The 26,687-nt window shown below is 57.6% G+C and carries 22 protein-coding genes; 6 read left to right on the top strand and 16 right to left on the bottom strand.

Going from position 1 to position 26,687, the window contains the following annotated elements; genetic code table 11:
* Positions 1-21: 21 nt before the first annotated feature.
* On the top strand, positions 22-1,218 hold the full coding sequence (locus tag LCM21_RS09570) for a UbiH/UbiF family hydroxylase (protein ID WP_224890393.1): 1,197 nt from the start codon (positions 22-24) through the stop codon (positions 1,216-1,218).
* 9 nt (positions 1,219-1,227) lie between these two features.
* Here the strand turns inward: LCM21_RS09570 and LCM21_RS09565 are convergent, their stop codons facing one another.
* A complete protein-coding gene (locus LCM21_RS09565) occupies positions 1,228-2,355 on the bottom strand; it encodes an aminotransferase class V-fold PLP-dependent enzyme (RefSeq protein ID WP_224890392.1) in 1,128 nt (375 codons plus the stop codon).
* Between the two features lie 234 nt (positions 2,356-2,589).
* On the opposite strand from LCM21_RS09565, the gene LCM21_RS09560 reads away from it, so the two are divergent.
* Positions 2,590-3,291: a GntR family transcriptional regulator gene (locus LCM21_RS09560; protein WP_224890391.1), complete on the top strand. Its 702-nt coding sequence runs from the start codon at positions 2,590-2,592 to the stop codon at positions 3,289-3,291.
* Positions 3,292-3,297: 6 nt separating this feature from the next.
* On the opposite strand, the gene LCM21_RS09555 is transcribed toward LCM21_RS09560, so the two are convergent.
* Together LCM21_RS09555 and LCM21_RS09550 are read right to left on the bottom strand one after the other, a co-directional pair.
* A complete protein-coding gene (locus tag LCM21_RS09555; protein WP_224890390.1) occupies positions 3,298-3,756 on the bottom strand; it encodes an Lrp/AsnC family transcriptional regulator in 459 nt (152 codons plus the stop codon).
* Positions 3,753-4,208: an Lrp/AsnC family transcriptional regulator gene (locus tag LCM21_RS09550; RefSeq protein ID WP_224890389.1), complete on the bottom strand. Its 456-nt coding sequence runs from the start codon at positions 4,206-4,208 to the stop codon at positions 3,753-3,755. Before LCM21_RS09550 ends, LCM21_RS09555 begins: the two co-directional genes overlap by 4 nt.
* 131 nt (positions 4,209-4,339) lie before the next feature.
* Between LCM21_RS09550 and ilvC the strand changes: the two genes are divergently transcribed.
* On the top strand, positions 4,340-5,362 hold the full coding sequence (gene ilvC, locus LCM21_RS09545) for a ketol-acid reductoisomerase (protein ID WP_224890388.1): 1,023 nt from the start codon (positions 4,340-4,342) through the stop codon (positions 5,360-5,362).
* Between the two features lie 127 nt (positions 5,363-5,489).
* A complete protein-coding gene (locus LCM21_RS09540; protein ID WP_224890387.1) occupies positions 5,490-6,392 on the top strand; it encodes a DMT family transporter in 903 nt (300 codons plus the stop codon).
* Here the strand turns inward: LCM21_RS09540 and glmM are convergent.
* The 8 genes from glmM to LCM21_RS09500 form a co-directional block, all read right to left on the bottom strand.
* Positions 6,389-7,732 (bottom strand): phosphoglucosamine mutase, encoded by a 1,344-nt coding sequence (glmM, locus tag LCM21_RS09535; protein WP_224890386.1) that lies wholly within the window; start codon positions 7,730-7,732, stop codon positions 6,389-6,391. The two genes, LCM21_RS09540 and glmM, sit on opposite strands and share 4 nt — an antisense overlap.
* Before the next feature lie 35 nt (positions 7,733-7,767).
* Positions 7,768-8,766, bottom strand: coding sequence for a dihydropteroate synthase (gene folP, locus LCM21_RS09530; protein WP_224890385.1), 999 nt, complete (start codon positions 8,764-8,766; stop codon positions 7,768-7,770).
* The gene (locus LCM21_RS09525) at positions 8,763-9,683 is read right to left on the bottom strand and encodes a dihydroneopterin aldolase (protein WP_224890384.1); all 921 of its coding nucleotides are present in this window, start codon (positions 9,681-9,683) and stop codon (positions 8,763-8,765) included. Before LCM21_RS09525 ends, folP begins: the two co-directional genes overlap by 4 nt.
* Positions 9,684-9,883: 200 nt before the next feature.
* Positions 9,884-10,525 carry a cell wall hydrolase gene (locus LCM21_RS09520; RefSeq protein WP_224890383.1) on the bottom strand — a complete coding sequence of 214 codons (642 nt, stop codon included), beginning with the start codon at positions 10,523-10,525 and terminating at the stop codon, positions 9,884-9,886.
* Positions 10,526-10,711: 186 nt separating this feature from the next.
* Entirely contained in the window at positions 10,712-13,252 is a 2,541-nt protein-coding gene (locus tag LCM21_RS09515; protein ID WP_224890382.1) for a putative PEP-binding protein, read from the bottom strand.
* A gap of 64 nt (positions 13,253-13,316) precedes the next feature.
* A complete protein-coding gene (gene glyS / locus LCM21_RS09510) occupies positions 13,317-15,536 on the bottom strand; it encodes a glycine--tRNA ligase subunit beta (RefSeq protein WP_224890381.1) in 2,220 nt (739 codons plus the stop codon).
* A gap of 9 nt (positions 15,537-15,545) precedes the next feature.
* Positions 15,546-16,760 (bottom strand): sodium/glutamate symporter, encoded by a 1,215-nt coding sequence (gene gltS, locus LCM21_RS09505; RefSeq protein ID WP_224890380.1) that lies wholly within the window; start codon positions 16,758-16,760, stop codon positions 15,546-15,548.
* A gap of 6 nt (positions 16,761-16,766) precedes the next feature.
* Complete coding sequence (locus LCM21_RS09500; RefSeq protein ID WP_224890379.1) at positions 16,767-17,288, bottom strand: DUF6446 family protein; 522 nt, start codon at positions 17,286-17,288, stop codon at positions 16,767-16,769.
* 91 nt (positions 17,289-17,379) lie between these two features.
* Here LCM21_RS09500 and LCM21_RS09495 point away from each other — a divergent pair, with 91 nt between their 5' ends.
* Positions 17,380-18,012, top strand: coding sequence for a MarC family protein (locus tag LCM21_RS09495; protein ID WP_224890378.1), 633 nt, complete (start codon positions 17,380-17,382; stop codon positions 18,010-18,012).
* Positions 18,013-18,020: 8 nt separating this feature from the next.
* Here LCM21_RS09495 and LCM21_RS09490 read toward each other — a convergent pair whose 3' ends face one another.
* Entirely contained in the window at positions 18,021-18,950 is a 930-nt protein-coding gene (locus tag LCM21_RS09490) for a glycine--tRNA ligase subunit alpha (protein ID WP_224890377.1), read from the bottom strand.
* A 204-nt stretch (positions 18,951-19,154) separates the two neighbouring features.
* On the opposite strand from LCM21_RS09490, the gene LCM21_RS09485 reads away from it, so the two are divergent.
* Positions 19,155-20,894 (top strand): serine protease, encoded by a 1,740-nt coding sequence (locus LCM21_RS09485; RefSeq protein WP_224890376.1) that lies wholly within the window; start codon positions 19,155-19,157, stop codon positions 20,892-20,894.
* A 44-nt stretch (positions 20,895-20,938) separates the two neighbouring features.
* Here the strand turns inward: LCM21_RS09485 and LCM21_RS09480 are convergent, their stop codons facing one another.
* From LCM21_RS09480 to folE2, 4 genes are all read right to left on the bottom strand, one after another.
* A complete protein-coding gene (locus tag LCM21_RS09480) occupies positions 20,939-22,513 on the bottom strand; it encodes a thiamine pyrophosphate-binding protein (protein ID WP_224890375.1) in 1,575 nt (524 codons plus the stop codon).
* A complete protein-coding gene (locus LCM21_RS09475; RefSeq protein ID WP_224890374.1) occupies positions 22,513-23,961 on the bottom strand; it encodes a TrkH family potassium uptake protein in 1,449 nt (482 codons plus the stop codon). The genes LCM21_RS09480 and LCM21_RS09475 overlap by 1 nt, the downstream gene beginning before the upstream one ends.
* A 50-nt stretch (positions 23,962-24,011) precedes the next feature.
* Positions 24,012-24,935 (bottom strand): hypothetical protein, encoded by a 924-nt coding sequence (locus tag LCM21_RS09470; protein ID WP_224890373.1) that lies wholly within the window; start codon positions 24,933-24,935, stop codon positions 24,012-24,014.
* Positions 24,936-25,200: 265 nt separating this feature from the next.
* A complete protein-coding gene (folE2, locus tag LCM21_RS09465) occupies positions 25,201-26,304 on the bottom strand; it encodes a GTP cyclohydrolase FolE2 (protein ID WP_224890372.1) in 1,104 nt (367 codons plus the stop codon).
* Positions 26,305-26,687 lie beyond the last annotated feature (383 nt).

Here is a 26,687-nt window from a genome sequence, read left to right as displayed (position 1 = left end):
AACCACTCGGAGACCAAGGCCATGAAAGACAGCTGTGACATCCTGATTTCCGGCGGAGGAATCGCCGGACTGACCGCTGCGGCGGCGTTTGGGACTGCTGGTTTCGACGTTGTGTGCGTCGACCCTGCCCCGCCAGTGACCGAGCGAGATGTGGACGGGTCAGACCTGCGCACCACGGCTTTTCTGCAACCGGCACGGGGATTGCTGGAACAATGCGGGCTGTGGCCACGTCTGGCTGACCACGCAGCGCCCTTGCAAATCATGCGGATAGTCGATGCAGGCGGTGACGTGCCAGAACCCCGCATCATAAGGGACTTCAACGCCTCTGATATCTCGGACCAGCCGTTTGGCTGGAACCTGCCCAACTGGCTGCTGCGGCGCGAGATGGTGGCGCGATTGGCCGACTTGCCCAACGTCGATTTTCGGCCCGGCACCGGCACCAACGGCCTATTTACCCGCACTGCTGAGGCGCGGGTAAGCCTCAGCGATGGCAGTCGCATTCGCTGCAAGCTGGTCGTAGCTGCAGACGGGCGTGCCTCACCCATGCGTGAGGCGGCAGGGATCAACGTCCATACTACGCGCTACGGTCAAAAGGCATTGGCCTTCGCGGTGACACATCCCAACCCCCACCAGAATATCTCGACCGAGATTCATCGCTCGGGCGGGCCGTTTACTTTGGTTCCCTTGCCCGATTGGCAGGGTCAGCCGTCGTCTGCGATTGTCTGGATGGAACGTGGTCCACGGGCCGTGGAACTGCTGAACACCGACCCTGAAGAATTCGAGGCGTTGATGACCGAACGCTCATGTGGGGTGTTGGGGCCGCTAAAACTGGCGTCGCGCCGGACGATCTGGCCGATCATCAGCCAATCGGCAGAACGGCTGTCCGGCGAACGGATCGCCCTGATGGCCGAAGCCGCCCATGTCGTGCCGCCAATCGGCGCTCAGGGTCTGAACATGTCATTGGGCGACTTACGCAGCCTTCTGGACCTTGCCCAGGCCCGGCCTGAAGGCCTGGGAGAAGTGCAAATGTTGGACGCCTATCACAAGGCCCGCCACACCGAGATTGAAGTGCGCGTCAAGGGTATCGATTTACTGAACCGCGCCTCAATGATGGAGGCGCGTCCGCTGCGTGATGCACGGGCTATGGGGCTGAATGCGCTTTATTCGCTACCGCCTGTGCGCAAAACACTGATGCAGATGGGCCTTGGCATACGCTGAGGTCCTAGATCACAGAACCTGATCCAGAACACGCTTGAGCCGCGCTATCGTACCGTCGACGTCGTAGAGTTTGTCCAAGCCGAACAAGCCAAGGCGGAATGTGCTGAAATCATCAGGCTCATCACATTGCAACGGTACGCCTGCCGCGATCTGCATGCCAAGGGCGGCAAATTTCTTGCCGTTCTGAACCTCGGGGTCCGAGGTGTAGCTGACCACGACGCCCGGCGCCCCGAAACCGTCAGCCGCAACCGAAACAACGCCCTTCTCTTTCAGCAAAGCCCGAACGCCATTCCCAAGCGCCCACTGCGCATCGCGCAACTTTTCAAAGCCGTAGTCACGGGTTTCGACCATCGTATCACGGAACGCCTGTAACGCATCGGTTGGCATTGTGGCGTGATAAGCGTGCCCTCCGCTTTCATAGGCCTGCATGATCTGCCGCCATTTCTTTAGATCAACGGCAAAGCTGTCCGAGGTCGTTTCATCCAGTCTTGCCTCGGCCCGTTCAGACAACATGACCAGCCCGGCACAGGGCGATGCGCTCCACCCCTTCTGGGGGGCCGAGATCAGCACATCGACTCCGGTGGATTTCATATCGACCCACGCGCAGCCTGAGGCGATGCAATCCAGAACCATGAGGGCACCGACCTCATGCGCCGCTGCGGCCATGGCCGTTACATATTCATCCGGTAGAATAAGGCCCGCAGATGTCTCGACATGCGGTGCGAAAACCACATCCGGCCGCTTTTCACGAATTGTTGAAACCACTTCGTCAATCGGGGCAGGTGCAAAAGGTGACGGGCTAGAGTTCCCGGTCTGCCGAGCCTTAAGAACCGTCGCAGATGCAGTCAGCGTCGCGGACTCGATGATCTGACTCCAACGATAGGAAAACCACCCGTTGCGAACGACAAGAACATTCGCGTTGCGCGCAAACTGCCGGGCCACAGCCTCCATCCCAAATGTCCCGCCGCCCGGAACCACAGCCACGCCATCCGCCTTGTATACATCACGCAGCATCTCTGAAATGTCTCGCATGACGGTCTGGAACCGGGCCGACATATGGTTCAACGACCGGTCTGTGAAAACAACCGAGAATTCTTCAAGACCGTTCGGATCAATTTCTTCCAATAGTGCGGGCATGCTGTGTCCTTTCAAACTGCGTAACAGGATTTCTGGAGCCTTTTTTACCGATGGTAAAGCCCCGACACCCCGGCGGCAATTGACGTAACGGAACCGCCCGTCGCAATAGAAAATTAACCTTCGAAAGCACAAATCACACGGTGACTTGACGCCAAATAGTGTCACCACCCCTTTACACCCAGAGGTGTTTCTGAACAGATACATACACTTTGTAGAAGAAAGGTATTGTTGCCCGTGACTGCTCATAAGCGGACCAGTTTTCAGTTTGTAAGAGACGAAGTTAAACGGCGTATTGAAAGCCGGATTTGGCCACAGGGATCTTTGCTGCCCACGGAAACGCAATTGGCCGAAGAATTCAATTGCGCACGTGCGACCGTGAACCGAGCCCTTCGAGAGCTTGCCGATCAGGGAATTGTTGAGCGTAAACGCAAAAGCGGCACGCGTGTCAAAAAGGAACCCAGCAAGCATGCGAAAGTCGAATTCTCATTGGCTCGTCAGGCTGTAGAAAAGCAGAACTCTATTTATCGATATGCGCTTGTCGAGCGCAGCGTTGTGCCCAGCCCCGGCTGGTTGGCCTCTCAGCTTTGCGTTTCGCCCGACGCGCGTGTGTTACACGTGATCTGCATGCACTATGCGGACAACCGTCCTTTTCAACTGGAAGAACGCTGGATCAATATCGAAACGGTCCCCGATGTTGAGCATGCCGATCTGACCTCTCAAGGTCCGCACGAATGGTTGCTGAATGTTGCGCCTTTCACCGAAGCCGAGATTTCATTTTGCGCGATATCCGCGGATGGCCGGCTGGCTGAGTTCATGGGCACCACAACGGGCACTTCGATGATACAGATGGAGCGGACAATCTGGAAAGATGGTGTTCCAATGACATTCGCGCGCGAAACTCATCACCCCGGTTTTTGCATCCGCACCAAATACTAACGCGTTTTAGCCAATTGGGCCGGGCAGCCGCTCTTCGCTGAGCAAAACGTTGGCCTCAACATCCCCCGCCCCCGGCAAAGTCATGATGCGCCGCCGCAATACCCGTTCGAAATCGGAAAGGTCTCGCGCGACGACCCTTAGGCGATAGTCATAAAGACCCAAAACGTGCTCAACCGTTTGCACCTCGGGGATGGCACTGACAGCTCGCTCAAAATCCTCAAGACTGACTTGCCCTTTGCGGGCCAGCTTTACCCCCAGAAATACGGTCACGCCGAACCCCAAGGCTTCGGCATTCAAGCGCAAGCGACGCCCTTTGATGACCCCTGCCGTCTCTAACCTGCGGATGCGCCGCCAAGTTGCGGGTTGAGACAGGCCAAGTTTGCGCCCCAGCGCCCCAGCGCTTTGCGTGGCGTCCTGAACCAGCACGCGCAGGATTTGGCGGTCGGTTTCATCAAGCTCGATCATACCGGCAAAACCTCGTTGCGCTTGACCCGCGCGATGTGCATCAACGCCTCGATATCAGCGATATGCGGCAGGGTCAGGATACGGTCGCGGTAGAGTTGCTGATAGTGGGTCATATCGCGCGCAAGAACCGACAGGCGTACATCGACGCGCCCCAGAAATGTTTGTATTTCAATCACTTCTGAAACCATACGGGCGGCAGCTGTAAATTCGTCAAAAGCCCGAGGCTGCGTTTTGTCCAACGTTATGCGCAGCGAAACCTCAACCGCATAGCCCAACGCGGTCCAATCTATCACTACGTGTTGACCCTGGATGACGCCTGCGGCCTGCATCTTTTCAACCCGTCGCCAGCAGATACCCTGGCTCACGCCGCACCGCTCGGCCAACTCAGCCATAGACAGCGTCGGCTCGGCTTGAATGTGGCGCAGGATACGTCGATCCATGTCATCTAGCATGATAATTACGTTAACCCACCTTTTTGCGAATAACTTTTCCCCTAATTCGCAAAAAGTCGATTGTAAAGCACTCGTCAACGGACCCACGCCCTACTACAAGCACAGCAACCGTAACAGAAAGGACCGGAAACATGCGCGTCTACTATGATCGCGATTGCGACATTAACCTGATCAAAGACAAGAAGGTGGCTATCCTGGGCTATGGCTCGCAAGGTCACGCCCACGCGCTGAACCTGCGTGACTCGGGTGCAAAGAACCTGGTCGTCGCGCTGCGCGAAGGCTCTGCCTCTGCCAAGAAAGCCGAAGCAGAAGGCCTGCAGGTCATGGGCATCGCCGAAGCCGCAGCCTGGTGCGATGTCATCATGTTCACCATGCCCGACGAACTGCAGGCAGAGACCTACAAGAAATACGTGCATGACAACATCAAATCCGGTGCAGCCATCGCGTTCGCGCACGGCCTGAACGTCCACTTTGGCCTGATTGAGCCGAAAGAAGGCGTCGACGTCATCATGATGGCCCCCAAAGGCCCAGGCCACACCGTACGCGGTGAATATGTCAAAGGCGGCGGCGTCCCCTGCCTCGTAGCCGTCAATACTGACGCGACCGGCAAAGCACTGGAAATCGGTCTGTCGTACTGCTCCGCCATCGGCGGCGGCCGTTCGGGCATCATCGAGACCAACTTCCGCGAAGAGTGTGAAACCGATCTTTTCGGCGAACAGGCCGTTCTGTGCGGTGGCTTGGTCGAGTTGATTCGCTGCGGCTTTGAAACTCTGGTCGAGGCCGGCTATGCGCCTGAGATGGCCTATTTCGAGTGTCTGCACGAGGTAAAGCTGATCGTCGATCTGATCTACGAAGGCGGCATCGCGAACATGAACTACTCGATCTCGAACACCGCTGAATACGGCGAGTATGTTTCGGGTCCGCGCGTTCTGCCCTATGAGCAGACCAAGAAAGAGATGAAGGCCATCTTGACCGACATCCAAACCGGCAAATTCGTGCGTGACTTCATGCAGGAAAACCAAGTTGGTCAACCTTTCTTCAAAGGCACCCGTCGTCTGAACGACGAGCACCAGATCGAAGAAGTTGGCCGGAAACTGCGCGCTATGATGCCGTGGATTTCCGCTGGTAAACTGGTGGATCAGGAAAAGAACTAAGGCACATAAAGCCTTGCATCAGGGCGGCCCTACCGGCCGCCTTTTTTGTCAATAATACTCAGCAACGTCTTGTGAATGTTCGGTTTACGTGTTCACCAAGGCGAAGAATAACGAAGTCAGCACACATATGGTTGATCAACCCACATCGCGCGACTGGGGTGGTGTCATCGCCCTTGGCCTTATCTGGGGCGGCACTTTCATGGTCGTTACCATGGCGCTTGAAGGGTACGGGCCGGTTACCGTTGCCACCGCGCGTACGACCTTGGGCGCATTGACTCTGCTTGCGATGATGGTGCTGACCGGGCGTACAATACCAACCGGCCAAGCACAGCTTTGGAGGTACATTGCAATCATCGGCGTGCTGTCGACCGCACTGCCCTTTTTACTGCTGAGCTGGGGTCAGCAATACGTGGCCTCGGCTTTTGCTGGCCTGTCGATGGCAGCGATCCCTTTGATGGTTCTGCCATTGGCGCATTTCTTTTCCGACGAACCCCTGAACCTCCGGCGGTTCGTCGGCGTCTCGCTTGGCTTCTGCGGTGCGCTGGTGTTGATCGGCCCGGGTCTGGCGCAAATTGGTCAAGGCACAGAGCCGTTGGCGCAATTGGCCTGTATCGGCGCGGCGCTGTGTTACTCCTTCGCGTCGATATTCACGCGGCGCTGCCCGCCGATTGATCCCGTGGTTCTGGCGGCGCTGTCACTGGTTGTGGGCGCGACGCTCTTGCTTCCGATCATGCTGGTGACCGAAGGTCTCCCGCGTTGGGAAGGCACGCGCCCTGGCCTTGCGATCATTGCGCTGGGTCTTGTACCGACAGCTTTTGCGACCCTCTTGCGCGTGTCCATCATACGAAGCGCGGGGTCCGTGTTTCTGACCTTGGTCAACTACCAAGTGCCCATTTGGTCCATGGTCTTCGGCGCGTGGATCCTGTCCGAGGCTTTGCCGCTGCGGTTCTTCATCGCACTGGCCATGATCCTGACCGGGCTGGCCATCAGCCAGTGGTTCAGTCTGCGCAAGATGTTGATTGGGCGCTAACCAGCGACGGCTTCAACCTCGGCGACGATTCCATCAACGACCTGCGTCAGCAGCGAGTCGTCCTCGCATTCTGCCATCACACGGATCAGTGGTTCCGTCCCCGACTTACGTATCAGCAAACGACCCTGCCCGTTCAGGCGCGCCTCGGCATCGGCGATTGCGGCTTTGACACTGGTTGCCTCCAGCGGGGTTTGTCCGTCTTGATAACGCACGTTTTTCAGCAGTTGCGGAACGGTTTCGAATTGAATTGCCAGTTCCGAGGCTTTGCGACCCGTATGCACCATCTCGGCCAAGAAGTGCAGGCCAGCCATAAGGCCATCACCAGTCGTGGCATAATCGCTCATGACGATGTGACCTGATTGTTCACCACCCAGGTTGAACCCGCCTTCGCGCATCCTTTCAACGACATATCTGTCGCCAACAATCGTTCGTTCCAGCCGCAACCCGTGCGCCGCAAGGTGACGCTCCAGCCCAAGATTCGACATGACCGTCGCAACCAACGCCCCGCCTTCCAAACGATCTGCCGCTGCCCAACTGGTGGCGAGCAGCGCCATAAGTTGATCCCCGTCAGCCACCTGCCCGTTTTCATCGATCATCACAACGCGGTCGGCATCGCCGTCCAGGCAAATGCCCACATCCGCGCCGTGTGCCACAACCGTCTCTGCCGCGAGTTGCGGGTTCGTAGAACCACAATTCAAATTGATGTTCTTACCATTCGGCACCACGCCGACCGGAATGACCTCGGCCCCCAGCTCCCACAAAACCTCGGGCGCGGTACGGTGCGCGGCACCATTGGCGCAATCGATCACCACCTTCAACCCGTCCAGACGGACATCGCGGGACAAAGAGGATTTCACCCGCTCGCCATACCGGAACCGCGCGTCGTCCACCCGTCGTGCACGGCCAATGTTTTGCGCTTGGGCTGGTTTCACACCGGTTTCGATCAGGCGCTCAATCTCCAACTCTGCCTGGTCAGAAAGCTTGTACCCATCTGGGCCAAAAAACTTGATGCCGTTATCCTCAGCCGGGTTGTGGCTGGCCGAGATCATGACACCAAGATCAGCCCGCATCGACCGGGTCATCAGCCCCACAGCCGGCGTAGGCACTGGACCCAGCAGCAGCACGTTCATACCGGTCGAGGTCAACCCCGCCGTCAACGCATTTTCCAGCATATAGCCCGATAAACGCGTATCCTTCCCTATCACAACACGGTGCTCGCTGGATTGATCCCGGCGGAAATAACGTCCTACGGCTGCCCCAATACGCAAAGCCATCTCGGCCGTAATCGGATGGGTATTCGCGGTGCCCCGCACCCCATCGGTTCCGAACAGCTTGCGCATCGTGTTACTCCGTTCATTTCTTGCCTGCACAGGGATTACCGGACGGCAGCCCATAGACGCAAGGCCTGAGCGGTCTCAACCACGTCATGAACCCGCACGATTTGCGCGCCTTGCGATATACCGGACAATGCCACGGCGATTGATCCCGGGCCACGGGCGTCTTTTCGGGGCTCTTGCCCGATTTGCCCAATGAAGCCCTTGCGCGACACACCCAGCAGGACTGGGCAGCCCAACCCATGAAACAGGCTAAGATTTCGCAGAAGAGTTAAATTGTGATCCAATGTCTTGCCAAACCCGATACCCGGATCAACCACGATCCTGTCGCGGGTTAACCCCAACTGCTCTAGCTTGGCGACTTGTCCTGCAAGAAAATCATAAACATCCAACAACACGTCATCATACTGAGGGTCGTCCTGCATCGAGGATGGATCACCCTGCATGTGCATCACACAAACGGGCGCGTCGACCTCGGCGCAAAACGGCGCAAGCTGTGGGTCAAAGGTAAATCCGGACACGTCGTTGATCAGCCCTGCGCCCGTATCCCATGCTGCCCGCGCAACATTAGCCTTGCGCGTATCGATGGAGATAAGTGCGGTTGTGTTTGCACGAATGGCTTCGATCACAGGTTGGGTGCGCGCGATTTCCTCACCCTCGGGTACGAACGAAGCGCCGGGTCGTGTCGATTCGCCACCGATATCCAGAATGGTCGCGCCATGTGCCTCCATTTGTTCCGCGGCCGACAAAGCTGCTTCGACAGAGTTATGCAGCCCACCGTCCGAAAAACTGTCGGGCGTCGAATTGAGGATACCCATGATCTGCGGCTGATTCATTGCCAGCCCTGCAATGTCGGCACGTGGTCGGGTCAACAGATCCAACGCTTCGTGAGGAACATCCTCCGCAGTGACAATCACCGGGGTTTCGGTTCGGGATAGTTTTTCGGCATGCGTGAACCAAAGCGGCTGCCCCGCTAGGGAAACCGCGCCGGTCGGGCGGGTCGACCCGTGTTGCACAAGGGGTCTGTAGTAAGCAGTCACAATTCCGCCTGATCCAGCGGTATGGCGCGCAGTGGTGTTTTGGGTGCGTTCGGCAATGCACTGCCGATAACCATCATCTCGCTCGCCTCGAATGTAGCAGCGAACCATGCCGCCAACGCAACAGCGTCTGACGGAGCGGCGGACGGACCATCAACGGCGTCGAGGACAATCTTGGACGGCGCCCAAACGCAGATCTGGCCGTTTTTCATCGCCCAATCCAGCTCAGTCCGAGTGGATACCACCACGCAACGGTGGTCCCGCGCGGCCAGAACCCACGCGTTTTGTTCGATCGCCAACAGATCAATCCGGCGCTGCGTCATCGCATGTCCGGTTTGCGGCACCTCAAGGTCAGATGCACCGACGCACAGGATCAACGGACGTTGGCGGTTTTCCAACTGGTCAATCCATCCGGTCAGGTTGGCAGACGCGATCGCTTCGTTCGATAAGAACACAAGGCGCGGATGAGGGCGCTCTTCCTCGATCACGTCATGGTGCAAAGTGTCTTTGCCGCGGACGATCTCGACACCTAATGCCCCCGGACCGCGGTCCAACTTTTCGATGCGAACAAAGGACCGTACAGCCTGCGGCTCAAGTAAAATGCGTTCGGCCACACGCTCAGCCAGTGTCTCCAGCAAGTTGAGCCGTTCAGCAGCCAATTCATGCGCAATCGCTTCGGTCACACGGTCATAAGACAGTATGCGGTCCACATCATCATCAATCGGGTCCGTCAGCGGGCGCACCTCGACCACGATATTAAAGCAGATCCGCTGTGTCGTGCCGCGTTCCGCCTGAAAGGCGCCGATCTCAACCTCGACGATATGATCGCGAAGCGAAATGCGGTCCAGCGGACCACGCGCCGCAGTCGCTTCGGACCGCTCAGACGGGTGCGCAAAGGCAAGACGGATTTCAGAACTCATGCGACGGACCTTTTCGGACTTGGTGGGCTTACAGACCCACACTACGAGATGCGCGGGCGTATAGCATCGCAGCAAGCGCCATTCCAGTCTTCGAATGCGGCGTCGTCAGGCGGTTGAACGTCAAGACACCTACGCAGCCGCAAGCTGCTTGCTGGACTGGTCCAGTTGGCAATAAATCGTCAGCACTCGGCGCGCATCAATCAGTTGCTGGCAGTTCGATAGTTGTGCCGGTAGAAAATATGCACACCGATCCGCGCTGTTTCCTTGTATACACGCGCCCATGACGGGCGTACTGCGGTCGTATGGTAGTGGGTGGCCCCTTCGGTGAGCTCTTTGGCGATGCCGTCGATTGCCGCACGCGCAACCTTGGCCACGCGCTCATACGCTTTCTTTTCGCGGATCACTTCCTTGCGGCCATCACAGGTATATGTGAACTGGCATTGGTATTTCTTGCCTGTTCCCTGCTTGATCACTCCGCAGACAGAATCGGGAAAACGGCCACTTTCCACGCGGTTTAGGATCACCTCGGCCACGGCGAACTGTCCGCGCACGCTTTCGCCGCGCGCTTCAAAGTACAGCGCTTCCGCCAGGCATTTGAAATGTTTGTCCCCAGTGGCCTTGGGCTGTTGGTCCAGCCACGCCTTGGAATAGGATATTTTCGTGGTCTCAAGCTGCTTGCGCGGCTTGAACAGTTTAAAGTAGTCGCGCGTGTTTTGTCCGGGCACTTCGGTCCGGGAAACAAGCTCGCGCTTGGCAGTATCGGTGGCTTCGCGTTCAGCGAAAGACACACTCGGCAGCATGGTTGCTGCCATCGTGGCAGCAGCCAGTATGTAGCGTAGCATCAGATAACCTCGCACAGGCACATATCGCGCCGTACCCTCCCCCGGCGGGCGCGACGTGCCATTTAGCGCAGTCTGGCGCAGACGTCCAGTTCCGAGCAAAAAGCAAGTGAAAAATCGCCCGTGAGGAAAAATAATTCCATCACGAGGTTACGTGAACACCACTATTTCTAGGGCTTCACCACCCTGTCAACCCCCAAGTCTGGACGAAATCGCCAGTTGAGCGGAAGCCAGCCGAGCGACAGGCACCCTGAACGGCGAACATGACACATAGTCAAACCCCAGTTCGCGGCAAACAGCGATTGATTCGGGGTTTCCGCCGTGTTCACCACATACAGACAGCGTAACATTCGGCTGGGCCTGCCGTCCACGCTCAGCGCCGAGTTTCAGCAATTCCCCTACCCCGTCCGAGTCAAGCACATGGAACGGGTCTTCGACAAAAACGCCCTGGCGGACATATGCCGACATGAACCGCCCCGCGTCGTCGCGTGACAGACCATAAGTCATTTGGGTCAAGTCGTTGGTGCCGAAACTTAGAAATGCAACCTGCGGTGCAATTTCATTCGCCCGCAAACAGGCGCGCGGCGTTTCGACCATGACGCCAAGGCGATACTCGAACTCCTGACCTTGCTCGCTCTCGACCGCTGCCGCGACCGAGTCGATGCGGGATTTGACCAATTCGACTTCGCGCTTGGCCGACACTAGCGGAATCATCACCTCAGGCACGACGGGCGCGCCGTCCTTGCTGGCCTCAAGCGTGGCTTCAAAGATCGCGCGGGCCTGCATGTCGTAGATTTCGGGCACTGTCACGCCAAGGCGCACACCGCGCAGACCCAACATAGGGTTATATTCACTCATCTCTGCAACGCGCCGCTCGACGTCGGACACGGGCAGGTCCAATGCCTCGGCCAATTCACGTTGACCGCTGCGTGTGGTCGGCAGGAACTCGTGAAGCGGAGGGTCAAACAGTCGGATACAGACCGGCTGGCCTTCCATAATCCGGAACAGTTGCACGAAATCCTCTCGCTGCATCGGCAAGAGCCGCTCCAGCACCGCAGCCCGCCCGGACGAGGTCTGCGCGAAGATCATTTCCCGCATTACGATCAGACGACCGGGATCAAAAAACATATGCTCGGTTCTGCAAAGACCGATCCCCTGCGCCATAAAGTTCCGCGCTGTCTGCGCATCAGCCGGAGTATCGGCATTGGCCCGGATATCGATGTCGCGCTCTTTGTCGGCCCACCCCATAAGTGTCTGAAAACAATCATCAAGCGCAGCCTCTAACATGGCTGGTTGCCCAGCAAGGACCTGCCCCGAAGTTCCGTCAATCGTCAGCGTATCACCTGTTGTAAAGACACGCCCATCCGGTGCAGTCAGCAAGTTCTTTCTGGTTTGGAACCGCATCTCGGACGCGCCAACGATGCAAGGCAGCCCCAAACCGCGTCCGATCACGGCTGCATGGCTGGTCATGCCACCTTTTTCAGTCAGAACCGCCACTGCGGCATGCATTCCACGCACATCCTCGGGCGACGTCTCCCGACGCACAAGAACACAAGGTTCGCCCCGCGCGGCACTGGCCTGGGCTTCGGCAGCAGTGAAGACAAGCTTGCCCGTCGCAGCACCCGGACTGGCGGCAATACCCGTTGTCAAAACGTCCCTGCGCGCCTCGGGGTGGACCTGCCGGTGCAGCATTTCGTTCAGTGAGTGCGGATCGATCCGCATAACCGCCTCTTGCGGTGGAATGATCCCATCTTCAGCCAATCGAACGGCAATTCGCATCGCGGCCCGCGCGCTGCGTTGTACGCGCACACCATCGAGGATATGTACCTCTCCGTTCTGGATTACAAATTCTACCTGCATTTCCTCGCGCAGCTTGGCGCGCATTAAGGCTGCGTAGGCCTTGAGTTCCGCAAACGCCTCGGGCGCAACCTCTTCCAATGACTTCCCGCGCGGGTCCTTGGCCAAGTAAAACGCTGCGACATCAGCCCCCAACGCATCACGGCCCTGACTCTGGCTCAGGTACCGGCCGTTTACCTGCAGCATTCCGGTCGTTGGATCAACAAGTTGCAATACACCCGAACCGCATTCTCCGTTTCCGACGCCGGGAATCATCTCTTGAATGACAAGCCCCAAACCTGCATCCGCTGGTGCCCCTTTGGCCTGACGCAGCAATCGGGCAGATGTGCCGCCCCATGCGCGTGCCATAGACCGCAGAACAGCGATCAGCTGCTCTCCGCGATCCAAAGGAAAGGTTTCGTCGGTTTCATCCTCATAGGCACGCAGGGACATGCGCAGCCCCTCGCGGCCATCTGCGTCAATGTCATCAAAAACGTCAGCATCCAGTCGGGCAACATGAACTGCATAGCTTTGTACAAAGCGCAGATATAGTGCAGCGGCAGCTTCGGACCCTATCGTCTTGGACAGCTCTGAATAGCGCGCGTCATTCATGCCGATATTCAGGATCGCGCCCGGCCCGCCCCAATCGGGATCTTCGGAACTTGGTCGGACACACAGCAGTGTCGTTTCATCGAACTGATCGAGAATTGCCGTGACGTCGGGTACATGACCTTCTGCAATTCGACGTACGGCGTCAAAGGACAGCGCGACAGTCCGCGGCACCGGTAAATCCAGCCTAACCAAACGTTGCAGACATTTCGCCCGTCCGCCATGTGTGCTAGCGGATACGGGCGCTTCGGTCGTGATAAGAGTGGTATGCGGATTATTCTGCACTGCAGCACCTTTTAGTTAAACTGCAGCATAAGCCCTTGCTCCATTGGCGCAAGGGCGTTCTGGATCAACCCTCGATCTTGCTGAGGTCCGCCACGCTGGAACATACCTGACGGATTTGGCTGAGCAGGTTCAGGCGGTTGCGGCGGAGGATATCGTTGTCGGTGTTTACCTGAACCTCGTTAAAGAACGCATCGACCGGACCGCGCAGCGCAGCCATCGTCGCCATCGCCTTGGGGAAATCTTCGGCCTTCAGGGCGGACTCGATTTCGCCTTGCGCCTGTTCCAAGGCGGCAAACAGCGCTTTTTCACTGTCAGTCTCAGCAAATTTCACATCCGCGCCATAGGAGTATTCGACCCCGTCCTTTTCCTCGGCCTGCGTCAGGATATTGTTGGCGCGCTTGAACCCCTGCACGAGGTTTTCCCCATCCTCGGTCGCAATCACCGCGTTCAGCGCGCGGGCGCGTTTGACCAGCAGGTTTAGGTCGTCGTTCCCCTCCATCGCGATGCAGGCATCGATAATGTCGTGGCGAATGCCCTCGTCGCGGAGGAACGTTTTGAGACGGTCGTGGAAGAAAGAGAGCAAGTCATCAGATGCATCCGGGACCTTTTTCTCAAGCTCAAGAAAGGCAGCCGCTGGGGAATCATCAAGCTTTTCTTTGACGGTATGGAAGGCAGCGCCAAAAACGCCGTGATCTGCAATTTCCTCCAACAGGTGCTCAACATTTGCTTCCGGCAGTGCATCGTTGATAGCGCTTTCTGCGCGGACCAACTGGCTATCAAAGAAACGATCCAGTCGTAGACGGAGGTCATTATCAAGGATCAGGCGAATAACACCCAGCGCCGCACGACGCAGGGCAAACGGATCTTTGGAACCAGTTGGCTTTTCATCAATCGCCCAGAAGCCGGTCAGCGTGTCCAGCTTGTCGGCAAGTGCCACGGTGACTGACAGCGGTGCGGTCGGCACGTCGTCGGACGGCCCCAGCGGCGAGTAATGCTCCTGCGCCACGGCGGCCACGACAGCATCTTTACCCGCAGCCTCGATGTAATAACGGCCCATAAGCCCCTGAAGTTCGGGGAATTCATAGACCATCTCGGAACTCAGATCAGCCTTGGCCAGTCGCGCGGCTTTCTCGGCCTGATCCGCGTCCGCGCCTGTCACCGGGGCCAGTTCGCGGGCCAGAGCAGCGAGCCGGTCGATCCGTTCGGCCTGTGTGCCCAGCTTGTTGTGGAAGGTCACATTCTCCAGCGCGCGGGTCCATTGGGTGATATCCGATTTGGCGACGCGCAGGTCGTTTTCCCAGAAGAATTTTGCATCGGCCAGACGCGCCGACAAAACCTTTTGGTTCCCCGCAAGAATGGTCGCCCCATTGTCAGCGGTTTCGCGGTTGGCGACGGTGATGAACTGCTCAATCCGGCCGGTCTTCGGATTGCGGACCGAAAAGAATTTCTGGTGCTCTTTCATCGAGGTCTGCAACACCTCGGGCGGTAGCTCAAGAAATTCGTCGTCGATCTGCCCCATCAGTACAACGGGCCATTCGACCAGACCCGCGACCTCGGCCAGCAGACCTTTATCCTCCACCACTTCCAGACCGGCAGCAAAAGCCATGTTCTGCGCGTCGTTCCAAATGTGCTCGGCCCGGTCGGCGGGGTTCAGCACCACAAAGGCGCGCTTCAGCTTGGCGGCGTAGTCGTCAAACGAGGTCACAACAAAACGGTCAGGCGCCATGAAACGGTGACCTGCGGTGATATCACCCGCTTTGATCCCTTCGACCTCAAGCGGCACGACCTGCGCGCCCGCCTCATCAGACAGGATACAGAGAATTGCCTGCAGCGGTCGTACCCAGCGCAGCGGGCCACTGCCCCAGCGCATCGACTTGGGCCAAGGGAAGTTGCGAATGGTCGCGTCAAGCACTTCGGCCACGATCTCAGCCGCCGGACGACCGGGTTTTTCGATGGTCGCGAAATAGACGGGACCTTTGGGTGTATCACGCTCTTCCAGTTGATCGCGTGTCACACCTGCGCCGCGCAAGAACCCTTCGATGGCCTTGTCGGGTGCGCCAACCTTGGGGCCTTTGCGTTCTTCGCGGGTGGTGGGGCTTTCTGCCAGCAGCCCCTCAACCGCCAAAGTCAGGCGGCGCGGCGTCGTCATCGCGGCAGCCCCGGCATAGGTCAATCCAGCCTCGACCAAACCATCGGTGATCCGCTTTTTCAGATCCTCGCCGGCACGGGTCTGCATGCGGGCGGGGATTTCCTCGGAAAACAGTTCGATCAACAGGTCGGGCATTTTCAGTCCTTAGAAATTAACGATCGTTTGAATAACGATTGCATTGGCGATGTCCACAAAGAACGCGGATACAAGGGGCAGCACGATAAAGGCAATAGGGGACGGGCCATATCGCTTGGTGACTGCGGTCATATTGGCAATCGCGGTCGGAGTCGCGCCCAAGGCAAAACCACCAAACCCCGCAGACAACACCGCGGCACGGTAATTACTGCCCATCACGGGGAACAGGACCCAGATCACAAAAGCGACGGCAAACAGGGTTTGCGCGCCCATGATAACCACGATGGCAAGACCAAGCTCGGCAATGGTCCAGAGCTGCAAGCTCATCAGCGACATGGCCAGAAACGCGCCCAGCGCGAACTCTGAAATCAGCGCCAGCGAAGGCGTTCGCGAAACTGGCGGAGCGTTTGGCGCAAGTGCAGTCCGGATGTTCGCGATGATGATCCCCATGATCAGACAAGGAACGAACAAAGGCAGCTTTAGCCCGGTTGCTTCGATAACTTCGTTCAGCAGATACCCAAAAATGATCGCAAGGTTCACATGCAGCAGGACGCGCATGATCGTCAGGTGATCTATCTTGGTGTCGGCCCCGTCCCCATCATCCGGCAAACCGACAGTATGCTCTTCGTCCGGTCGATCAGGGGTTAGGTTTTTACCTTCGACCAAAAGGCGTGCAATCGGCCCGCCGACCAGCGCGGCCAGCACAAGGCCCAAGGTCGCCACGGCCACGCCCAATTCGGTTGCGCCTTCAAGCCCGGTCACTGCCCCAACCTCGGGTGCCCAGGCAATGGCTGTCCCGTGGCCGCCAATCAATGCGGCCGATCCGAACAGAACACCGGCCTGCGCTGGAAATCCGAAGGTAACTGCACCAACCGCTCCGATGGCGTTCTGGGAAACGATTGTGACCAGCGTAAGGATAAGCAGCAGAAACAGCGGTTTGCCGCCCGCTATCAAATCAGACAGCCGGGCGTTCAGGCCGATCCCTGCAAAAAACACGATCAGCAGAAAATCCCTTGAGGCAAGGTCAAAAGTCAGCTCCATTCCCGCCACAAGATAAATAAACAGCAAGGTAAACGACGCCAGCAATCCGCCCGTCACAGGTTCAGGAATATTGAACTGACGTAGCACCGCGACCCGAGCGTTGATCTCAGCCCCGATCAGATAGACCGCGATACCAAGCGTGGCGGTTAGAAAACTGGGAACGTGGAGCGCTGCGTCTGTCATATTGCCTCAGTTTTCAGGTCGGGGTGGGCATTCCTCACCCACGACTGTTCCGTCATAGGCTTTTTCACCGCAATTGTTCAGCGCGTGCCAGACATAGCCCTTGCCATCATTGGTTACGACAACGATCCGGTCAACGCCGTAGTGAATATTCTTGGTGCCCATAAAGGCTTGTGCCTGTCCGGATTTCAATGCATCCGCGATGGCCACCGCGTCATAGCAGTCAAACCACCCCGGCGCGGTCAACGGCTCGGGGTCTTTTTCCCGCTGAAACGTGGAAAAGTCCTCGGCCTTCAGGTCGGTCTCAAAACACGCCCGGTATCGGATCGGAGAGCTGTCAGCATCAATAGCCTGAAACGCAGAATACGAGATCGGCTGAGGGTCCTCTGCCCCTTCTGCAAGCAACATGACATCCTCACCGGGTTTGGCGGCGACGTCATAATAAAACCCATAGACCTGCAGATAGTACATGCCCGCACCAGCCGCGACGGCGGATACAAGCAGAATGATGGCAAGCAGTTTTCCGGTCATCTTCTGAACATCCTGATCACGCAGCCTCTTTCAACTTTTGGACAAATAGGCCAGTTTCCAAATCGATACAGGCTAAACCGAGGTCTTTGCGATGGACACGACCCTTGCCGTTGGGTTCTTTGGCGCGCTGTTTGCAATCATGAACCCGATCACCAACCTGCCCGTTTTCCTGAGTGTCACCGACGGCCTGAACCCCGCCGACCAACGCAGGGTTGCGGCAAAGACGGCCACCTATTGCCTGATCCTCGGCGGAGCATTCGCAGGTATCGGTAGCCAGACGCTGGGTCTGTTCGGGATCAGCGTAGACGATCTGCGGGTCGCAGGCGGATTGGTTGTCTTGATGATCGGTCTGAACATGCTGAGCGGGAACCAAAGCACCTCGCATCACGGAACTGAAGGCGAAAAGCAAGCCTACCCCGAACCGGCCACGGTCGCCTTCTATCCGTTGGCTTTTCCCATTCTGGTTGGCCCCGGAACGATCACGACGCTGATCCTTTATGCGCACCATATCTCGAAACCCATGGATGCAGTGATCTATGCCGGTGTTTTCCTGATCGTGCTGTTCCTGCTTTTCATAACCTTTTGGAATGCCTCCGCCCTGTCCAAGCGCCTGTCCCAGAACGCCCGCGTCATCATGAGCCGCTTCATGGGCATGATCCTGTCGGCGATCGCGATCGGCATGATTGCCGATGGCCTCAAGGTGCTGTTGCCGGGATTGGCCTAGGCGCGCCATTACACCTCGAACCCGGCCGCTCCGGTCTTTACAAAGGCATCGGCACATTGCTTGGCAAGCGCCCTGACCCGCCCGATATAGGCCTGCCGTTCGGTAACCGAGATCACGCCCCGCGCGTCCAGAAGATTGAAGATGTGCGACGCCTTGATGCACTGGTCATAAGCAGGGTGCGCCATGACGATACGCTTGCCGGTTTTGGGGTCGTCATGCTCTTGCCCCAGAATGGCGGCGCATTCCGCTTCGGCCTCTTCGAAATTGCGCAGCAGAACCTCGGTGTTCGCGACATCGAAGTTCCACCGCGCGTATTCTTCTTCGGTCTGCTTAAAAATGTCACCATAAGTCAGCGGGCTTGGCGACTGAGGATCGTTGAAGGGCATCTCCATCACGTGATCAATGCCCAGCACGTACATCGCCAAACGCTCAAGACCATAAGTCAATTCACCGGAAACGGGCGTACAGTCGTGGCCGCCGACCTGCTGGAAATAGGTGAATTGGCTGACTTCCATACCATCGCACCAGACCTCCCAGCCTAGCCCCCAGGCGCCAAGGGTTGGGCTTTCCCAGTCATCTTCGACAAATCGGATGTCATGCAGATCCATATCAATGCCGATGGCTTCCAGACTACCCAGATACAGCTCTTGCAAATCCGGAGGGCTGGGCTTGATCAGCACCTGATACTGGTAATAGTGCTGCAACCGGTTCGGGTTTTCGCCGTACCGCCCGTCAGTTGGTCGACGAGAGGGCTGCACATAAGCGGCGGCCCAAGGCTTTGACCCCAACGCGCGCAGCGTGGTCGCCGGATGAAACGTGCCTGCGCCGACCTCCATGTCATACGGCTGCAGAATGGCGCATCCCTTTGCGGCCCAGTAGGTCTGCAGTCGAAGGATTATCTCCTGAAATGAACGTGGTGCGCTGGACTTTTCGGTCATGACATTCCCTTTGGACGCATCTGCGCCTGGTTCCGGTGGGTTTTGTCCTTCCTATGCAAGGGGCCAAGGAGCGTCAACGGGCCAATGCGGTCCGCTGTCACTGCGCCGCCACACTGGAAATTCCCCGTATTCCGGGCATAGCGTTCACCCCTTCAAATCGCGTAGTCTGGGGAAAAGATAAAACACTGCGGACACAGGCAGACAATGACACGCATAATCTCGGCACTTCTGTTTTTACTTCTCTTCGGCATCCGCGCAGTTTCTGCGCAGCAGGACGCAGGGGTCTGGGTTCAGGTCGAAGCCCACCCCTCGCTGCGCGAGGCACAGGAACGCGCGCAGGCATACGCAAATGTTCTGCCAGACGTGAACGGATTCCGCCTGAACTCTGGCTGGTATGCCATTGTTATCGGACCGTATTTGCGAAGCGACGCCGATCAGGTTCTCCGGGTCTACCGGGCCGAAGGTCAGATCCCTGCAGATAGCTACATCACCTTTACAAGCGCGATGGGTCAGCAGTTTTGGCCAATCGGGGCGAATATTCTGAACCGTGGCGTGGTCACGCCGCCCGTTGACCCAATCCCGCAGCCTGACCTAAACGTTTCGGGCCTTAGCCCAAAACCGACAGATGAAACCCGTTCGCAAGCCTTGCAGTCTGAGCGTCTGCTGACGGCGCAAGAGCGAAGGGACTTGCAGACTGCCCTGCAAGCGGCTGGGTTTTACAACGCGACCATTGACGGGGCGTTCGGCCAGGGAACACGTCGTTCGATGGGTGAATGGCAACGCTTTAACGGATATGAGGCGACTGGCGTATTGACCAGTGCCCAGCGCAAAGCTCTGATGGACGACTATAACGCGCCATTAATCAGCGTTGGAATGCAGCGATATTCGGATTCGCAGGCGGGCATAGACCTCGACTTGCCGTTGGGCATTCTGACCTTCGACCGCTATGAGGCACCTTTTGCGCATTTCGAAAGCACGTCCGATCTGGGTGCTACGGCCCTGCTGATCAGCCAGGAAGGTGATAGGGCGACCTTAAGGGCGCTGTACGAGGTCATGCAATCGCTCAAGATTGTTCCTTTGAATGGCCCACGAGAGCTGCGCGGCGACCGGTTTACCCTGGAAGGTCGTGGCAACGGCATCGTGTCATACACCGAAGCAACCCAGAAGGACGGCCAAATCAAGGGCTTTACACTGGTCTGGCCCGAAGGTGACGACGCTCGTCGCGCAAGAGTTCTGGCTGCGATCAAAGCCAGCTTTTCGACAAACGGAGCGGTCCTTGATTCCGGTGCCGGCGCGGATGCGGATCAACGCATAGACCTTGTTTCGGGCCTGCAAATCCGCACTCCCCGTCTGTCACGGTCGGGTTTCTTTACGGATGCAAATGGCACGGTCCTCACTGTATCCGAGGCCACGGACAGTTGCACCCGGATCACCCTTAACGACGATCAAGAGGTTCAGGTTGCCTGGGCCGATGCTGATCTGGGTGTTGCCGTACTGCGCCCGCGCCGCACCTTGGCACCCATAAACATCGCAGAGTTCAGCGCGGATCGACCGCGCATTCAATCCGAGGTCGCGGTGTCAGGCTTTTCGTACGAAGGCGCGCTGGGTGCGCCGACACTGACCTATGGCCAGATCACGGACGTGCGCGGTTTAAACGGAGAGGACGGTGTGAAGCGTCTGGCTTTGGCTGCCCAACCGGGCGACGCGGGCGGACCTGTCTTTGATGACGCGGGACAAGTTGTTGGCATGCTTCTACCAACGCCTTCCGACGGTCGCACACTGCCCGCCTCGGTTAGCCTGGCGGCCACTGCTGAGCGGTTGAACAAGGTCCTTGAACAGGCTGGAGTGTCAGGTCAACCTGGTCAGGTCAGCGCGGGAATCTCACCTAATGAACTGAGCCGCAGGGCCAATGGAATGACTGTTCTCGTTCATTGCTGGGACTAACGCGATTGGCTCAGAAACGCCGCCCTAAGGGGCGGCTTTCCAGATTAGACGATATCCGGTGTCACTCGGATCAGTGTTGGCACTGGCGCATCAAAGGCCGCGCCCACAGCGGCCTGCATCTCCGCCAAGTTTGACGGCGCGGCAGACAAGGCGCCAAAAGCCTCAGCCAACTTGCAGAAATCGGGGTTTCGCGCAACCACCGCGTTCGGCGCAATCTGACCGCGAACCATGCTGTCTTCAATTTCTTTCAGTTTGCCGTTGTCCCAAAGAATAATGGGCAGCGACAGGCCAAGCTCGACTGCGACACCCAGCTCCATCATCGTGTAATGAAACCCGTAGTCGCCTGCTATGGCGGCCGTCGGCCTTCCCCTGCGCGCCACTGCGCCGCCAATTGCGGCGGGCAACGCATATCCCAGCGTGCCAAATCCGGTCGGGTGATGCCAGTGATAGGGATAGGCCATGTCCCAGACCTCTTTCGCGACATAGGCGATTTGGGTCATGTCCGAATAAATCATCGTGTCCGCCGGCATGGCATCGCGCAAAGTGTCAAGTACCGGTACAATCCCCGGACGCTCGGCATCCACTTCGGCCTTCCAACGGGCGCGTGCCTGGCTCACTTCTGCGGGTGTCCAGCCTGTGGCGGGTTTCACGCTGTCAACCGCGGCCCATAACGCCTTGGCAAAGCTTTCACCATCCGCTTGCAGCTTGATGCCCGCGCGGTGGTGGTCACCCAGAACCTTTGGATCAAGATCGACCCGAACCAGTTGGGTGCCGTGACCGAGCGTATCGCGCCACAGGTCAACCTCACCCAGTTCCGCCCCCACCGCGACGACAAGATCGGCTGATCCGATCACCTCGGCACTTGCGGGACGCGGCAGCGTGGCGCCAAAATCCAGCTCATAGCCCAACCCTGCCAAGCCCCGCCCAGCATAGGTTGTAAAACACGCCGCGCCCAATTCTGTCAGAATCTGCCGCCAGAGGTTGGATCGCGCGCCACCACCCAATATGAACAAAGGTCTGCGCGCTATATTCAGCAAAGAGACCACTGGGGCGACATCGGGCGGCAATACCTTAGTTCGCAATGCGGGCTGGTTGGGAAACGGCGCCGGATCAGCGTCGGCCTCAAGCTGAGAGATCGGCACCTGGATATGCTTTGGACGCGGGCGGGACAGTTCGAACTCTTCAAATGCACGTTCGATCAGGCCATATGCCGCCTGTGCGGTGTTTGCCTGACATGACCAGTCCGCCACCGTATCGGCAGCCCCGCGTTGATCCTTCATCTGATGAAGCTGCCCATGTACGGCTTGCGTTTCATCCAAACAGGACGACACCACCAGCATCGGCACCGAGTCCGAATAGGCTTGCCCCATCGGCGTCATGATATTGCACAGGCCAGGCCCCGTGATGACATAGGCCACCCCCGGCTTGCCGGTCGCGCGGGCATAACCATCTGCCATGAACCCGGCACCTTGCTCATGCCTGGTCAGAACATGAGTAAGTCCCGCCTCTTCGATACCCCGATACAGTTCCTGATTGTGCACGCCAGGGATGCCGAAAATCACATCAACGCCCCGATCTTTTAGCATGTGCGAAATCTGGGCGCCCAAGGGTCTTTTCATTAGTCTCTCCAGAATTGGACGGTGAACAGTGCGTAGACAGCCAGTAGTTCAAGCCGCCCAACCAGCATGCCGATAGACAGCAGCCACTTTGCGGTATCGTTCAGCCCGGCAAAGTTGCCCGCCGGACCGATTTGATCGCCCAGCCCCGGCCCTACATTCGCAAGCGCAGTTGCAGCGCCCGAAACCGATGTGATGAAATCCAGCCCGGTCAGCGCCAGCGCCCAGGCCAGTACGCCCAACGACAGCACGAAGAACATGAAAAAACTCATGACCGAGGTCAGAACATCCGGCCCGATCGTGCGTCCGCCATACCGCGGAGCAAAGACGCCGTGTGGCGAGCGGATGCGGCGGATCTGAGTTTTGATCGAAGCAAACAGCAATTGATACCGGAATATCTTGATTGAGCAGGCAGTAGAGCCCGCGCAGCCTCCGATCAAACCGATCAGAAAGAACAGCATCACCGGAAAGTTGCCCCATCCCATGTAATCGACACTGGCATAGCCGGTGCCTGAGATGATCGAGGTGATATTGAACAGGGATTCCCGAAATGCTTGTTCCCAACCGCGTGGAAAGACCGATATCAGGAACACGGCCATTATCAGAGCCAACACCAGGATCGTGACAAGAAAGGTCCGTATTTGACTGTCCTGCCACAAGGAATTCGTATTGCCGTTTGCAAACTGCACGTAGCGCACGAAAGGCAACGCCGCCAGTATCATAAAGACCGATGCCGCATATTCGGTCGGTCCGGAGAACTGTGCGAAGGACGAGTCATAATTCGAGAATCCTCCAGTCGCGATGGTTGTCATTGCATGCACGACAGAGTCGAAAAACCCCATTCCAAGACCGGCGTAAACCAGAGCACATACAACGGTCAGGAAAACGTAGATCAGGGAAATCTGGCCCGCGATCTCCTGCGCGCGCGGCAGGATCTTTCCCATGGTTTCAAACCCTTCCGAACGGAAGATTTGCATCCCTCCGACCCGAAGCTCGGGCAAGAATACCATGGCAACCACGATAATGCCGATACCGCCCAGCCATTGCAGAATGCCGCGCCACAACAACAGACCCTGCGGCAGATCATCCAGGCTGGAAATGACGGTTGAGCCGGTGGTGGTCAGCCCTGACATCGCCTCGAAATACGCGTCGACAAAGCGCAGCTCGGTTTCACCAAACAGAAACGGAATTGCGCCAAAAAACGGAAGGGCAACCCAGACACCCGTTGTCAGCAAAAAGGTCTGACGGATCGTCAGACCTTCACCTACCCCGTTTGAACAACTAATCGACAGCACCACCCCGGCCAGGATAGTGATGACCCCACTTTCAAAAAACACATGCCATTCGCCGCGTCCCTCAATCAGGTCTGCAAGCATGGGCAGCGTCATGGTCGCCCCAAGTATGGCGACCAACAGGCCAATCACATATCCAACCGGGCGCATATCCGTCATGAGGCGCAGCGTTGGCGCGCCTGCACGACCGAGTCAAGCGGATGTCCCGTTTAGCCGTCAGTTTTACTGACAGGTGTGGGCATAGCGGGCGGCATCGAAGGTGCACGAGTCTTGCGCACAGGTTCCGAAGGTTTGGCATCTGCCATCTTGAGAGCTGCCGTCTTCGAGGTTGTGGCATTTACTGCAGCTACACTCTCGGATTGTGACGCAGCGGGCTTGGACACCGCGACATTGGTCTCCGCAGGCTTGGTGACCACAGGTTTTTCGCTGACTTTGGGCGTTTCAGCCTTCGTTGCGATTGTCGACTCGACTGGTTTCGTTTCCGCTTTCTGGGCGGGTTTCGCCTCAACAGGCTTCGGTGCGGCCTTTGGCGCCACCGCCTTGGCGGCAGGCTTAGGCGCGGCAGGCTTGGCTGCTTGCGCTTTCGGGGCAGATTTGGGCTTAGCGGACTGCGTTGCTGCCTTCGGTGTTGCGGGCTTGGCAGCAGGCTTCGCAACAGCGGGTTTAGCAGCTTGAGGCTTCGTTGCAGCCTTGGGCTGGGCTTGCCGCGTCGCTACCTTGGGAGTTGTGGCTTTGGCGACCGGTTTGCTTTGCTGTGTTTTAGGGCCGGCTGCGGCTTTGGTCGTTGCAGTGCGCCGCGTGCGGGTCGCCGGCTTCGGCTCGGCATTTTTTGCAGGCGCTGATGATTCGGCCTTTGGCGAAGCAGTACGAACACTTGGCTTGGTCTTCGCTGTTGCCGCCTTTCTGGACTTAACGGCAGGCTTGGCTGCGGCCACCTTTGGCTTTGCTTTCGTCTTGGGTACCACCTGCGCAGGTGTCGACGAAGACGCGTTCAGAACTTGCATCGGCACGAATGGCAACTCCATCGCCGAGGTCGTGAAAATCTGAATGATCTTCAGTTGGTTGCTTATCGCATAACCTGCCATGCGAATGGCCGCCGCCTGAAACTCAAGCGGTTGGGTGATCGGGTTCATTAGTCATTTCTCCTGTGAAAGAAATGCAGCCATCAAAGGAAAGAAGAACCGTTATCCGTCCCGATCCCTCGGACGGAGTGCAGAGGCCTGAGGTTCCGGGGCGTCGCACGTCTCGGCTTCCTTTCAGTGGGGCGTGATCACGCACGCCACGGCAGCATTCCGTACCAGTTTATCGCGAAATGCACTGCGCGTGCAGAAATTTTGCTGCGCTGCGGCAAAAATTCGCCAATTCAGATGTATTGAGGCTTTTGAGCCTCAATAATGATCACCCGACGTGAAACAAGGTCGAGAACAGGCGCGGATCGAGACTGGCTGAGACAAAGGTAGGACCTTCGGTCAGAACCGATACCGCGTCATGACTGTGAAGGCTTTCCTGATGGCTGGCTACAACGCGGAAGTCACCAACATGATGATCTGCCAGAAGCTCAGCACAGAAAAGGCGGGCTGCGTCTTCGACAAAGATCGGGTTGGCGGCGTTCAACTCAGCAAAGGCTTGCTCGTCTTCGCGCTTGACCATGACCTGAGTTTCAGTCGGAACCGCACGGCGGCAGAGCGCAATCAGGTCTTCAAACCAAAGGCAGTCTGCATCGCAATCCAGAACGACCGAAATCCGCGCGACCGAGCGTTGTGAATGCGGTGTCGCGAGCTGTCCCCGCGTCGCGCGCGCATGCTCGCTCAATTCCAGAGAACACGGACAGGTCGATGAATAGACGTAGTCCAGATGCATGATCTTTTGGCGTACACCATTCTGTTCAACCAGTTCCAAGGCAATGTCGTAATACTGGTATCCTTCCAACCCAGACCGCAGGCTTTTCACCCTATCAGGGTAAGAGAACCGCATCTGCAAACGCGCATCAAAGCTGTCCAGGTCGGTTAGATAGTCATCCAGCGCAGCTTCCATGACCTCAAAACTGAACGTCCGCTCGGCGTGCTTGTAGAACGAGCGCATGATCCGGGACATGTTGATGCCCTTCTTATCGGCATCGAGGCTGACCGTACCGGTAACGGATGTCTCAAGCGTCAGATCCTCACCATGTTTGCGGTGAAACCGGATCGGCAGGCGGAAGTTGGAAATCCCCACATGCTGAATCTGCTGCTTGGCCCCGCGGATCAGGCTGGACGGCCCATTTTGCAGGTCCGGCAGAGTCGCGCGATACGCCTTGTCGACCTGAAAACCCTCGGGATAGTCGCGCGAAAGGGTCGGATAGTTCACGGGAACCAACCCCGGCACAAGGCGCGCGATGGCTGGATCAAGCTGGCTGATCTCGGCCTCGGTCGCGGTCTGAGCCCACTTACGGAGCGTTTTCAGCGCCGCAGTGGCCTCATGAGTGTCAGGTGCGTCATCAATGTTGCGGGGATGGACGTTCATAAGCCGGGGTTCCCTGGTTGGTCGATCACTAAAATAGATGTCGAGGGTTCAATTACTAGTTTAGCCCGATACGTGCGGGATATCAGTCCGGATTGAAAAAACCCAGCATAAAACCGTCACACTCCAAACACCTGCGACCTGACGTTCCGCATTTTTTCAAGCTGCGACACCCGATAGATCGCCCGTGCATCCCGACCATCGACGCCGGAGTCACGGTTTGCGGGCGCATCACAAACGGGTTTGCCACAGGCCGTCGGCTTGCAAGCACTCAATCCCGGATTACTGAACGTTTTCAAGGTCGAAAACAACACACACCGGGTGACAACGGTGCTCAGAGATACCGCGCGCTTGATTGCAGTGTTCTCTTGCTACGAGAACCCCGG

The organism is Ruegeria profundi (assembly GCF_020171505.1).
Classification (GTDB): domain Bacteria; phylum Pseudomonadota; class Alphaproteobacteria; order Rhodobacterales; family Rhodobacteraceae; genus Ruegeria; species Ruegeria profundi.
This window is presented reverse-complemented; position numbering and strand designations above follow the sequence as displayed.

Coding starts and splice junctions, on each gene's coding strand:
- folE2 (WP_224890372.1), bottom strand. CDS start 26,304: ATGAACGTCCATCCCCGCAACATTGATGACGCACCTGACACTCATGAG.
- glyS (WP_224890381.1), bottom strand. CDS start 15,536: ATGCCCGACCTGTTGATCGAACTGTTTTCCGAGGAAATCCCCGCCCGC.
- LCM21_RS09475 (WP_224890374.1), bottom strand. CDS start 23,961: ATGACGGATATGCGCCCGGTTGGATATGTGATTGGCCTGTTGGTCGCC.
- LCM21_RS09480 (WP_224890375.1), bottom strand. CDS start 22,513: ATGAAAAGACCCTTGGGCGCCCAGATTTCGCACATGCTAAAAGATCGG.
- LCM21_RS09500 (WP_224890379.1), bottom strand. CDS start 17,288: ATGACCGGAAAACTGCTTGCCATCATTCTGCTTGTATCCGCCGTCGCG.
- LCM21_RS09540 (WP_224890387.1), top strand. CDS start 5,490: ATGGTTGATCAACCCACATCGCGCGACTGGGGTGGTGTCATCGCCCTT.
- LCM21_RS09565 (WP_224890392.1), bottom strand. CDS start 2,355: ATGCCCGCACTATTGGAAGAAATTGATCCGAACGGTCTTGAAGAATTC.
- LCM21_RS09470 (WP_224890373.1), bottom strand. CDS start 24,935: ATGAACCCGATCACCCAACCGCTTGAGTTTCAGGCGGCGGCCATTCGC.
- LCM21_RS09555 (WP_224890390.1), bottom strand. CDS start 3,756: ATGATCGAGCTTGATGAAACCGACCGCCAAATCCTGCGCGTGCTGGTT.
- LCM21_RS09490 (WP_224890377.1), bottom strand. CDS start 18,950: ATGACCGAAAAGTCCAGCGCACCACGTTCATTTCAGGAGATAATCCTT.
- glmM (WP_224890386.1), bottom strand. CDS start 7,732: ATGCGCAAGCTGTTCGGAACCGATGGGGTGCGGGGCACCGCGAATACC.
- ilvC (WP_224890388.1), top strand. CDS start 4,340: ATGCGCGTCTACTATGATCGCGATTGCGACATTAACCTGATCAAAGAC.
- LCM21_RS09525 (WP_224890384.1), bottom strand. CDS start 9,683: ATGAGTTCTGAAATCCGTCTTGCCTTTGCGCACCCGTCTGAGCGGTCC.
- LCM21_RS09570 (WP_224890393.1), top strand. CDS start 22: ATGAAAGACAGCTGTGACATCCTGATTTCCGGCGGAGGAATCGCCGGA.
- LCM21_RS09485 (WP_224890376.1), top strand. CDS start 19,155: ATGACACGCATAATCTCGGCACTTCTGTTTTTACTTCTCTTCGGCATC.
- LCM21_RS09495 (WP_224890378.1), top strand. CDS start 17,380: ATGGACACGACCCTTGCCGTTGGGTTCTTTGGCGCGCTGTTTGCAATC.
- LCM21_RS09550 (WP_224890389.1), bottom strand. CDS start 4,208: ATGCTAGATGACATGGATCGACGTATCCTGCGCCACATTCAAGCCGAG.
- LCM21_RS09520 (WP_224890383.1), bottom strand. CDS start 10,525: ATGCTACGCTACATACTGGCTGCTGCCACGATGGCAGCAACCATGCTG.
- gltS (WP_224890380.1), bottom strand. CDS start 16,760: ATGACAGACGCAGCGCTCCACGTTCCCAGTTTTCTAACCGCCACGCTT.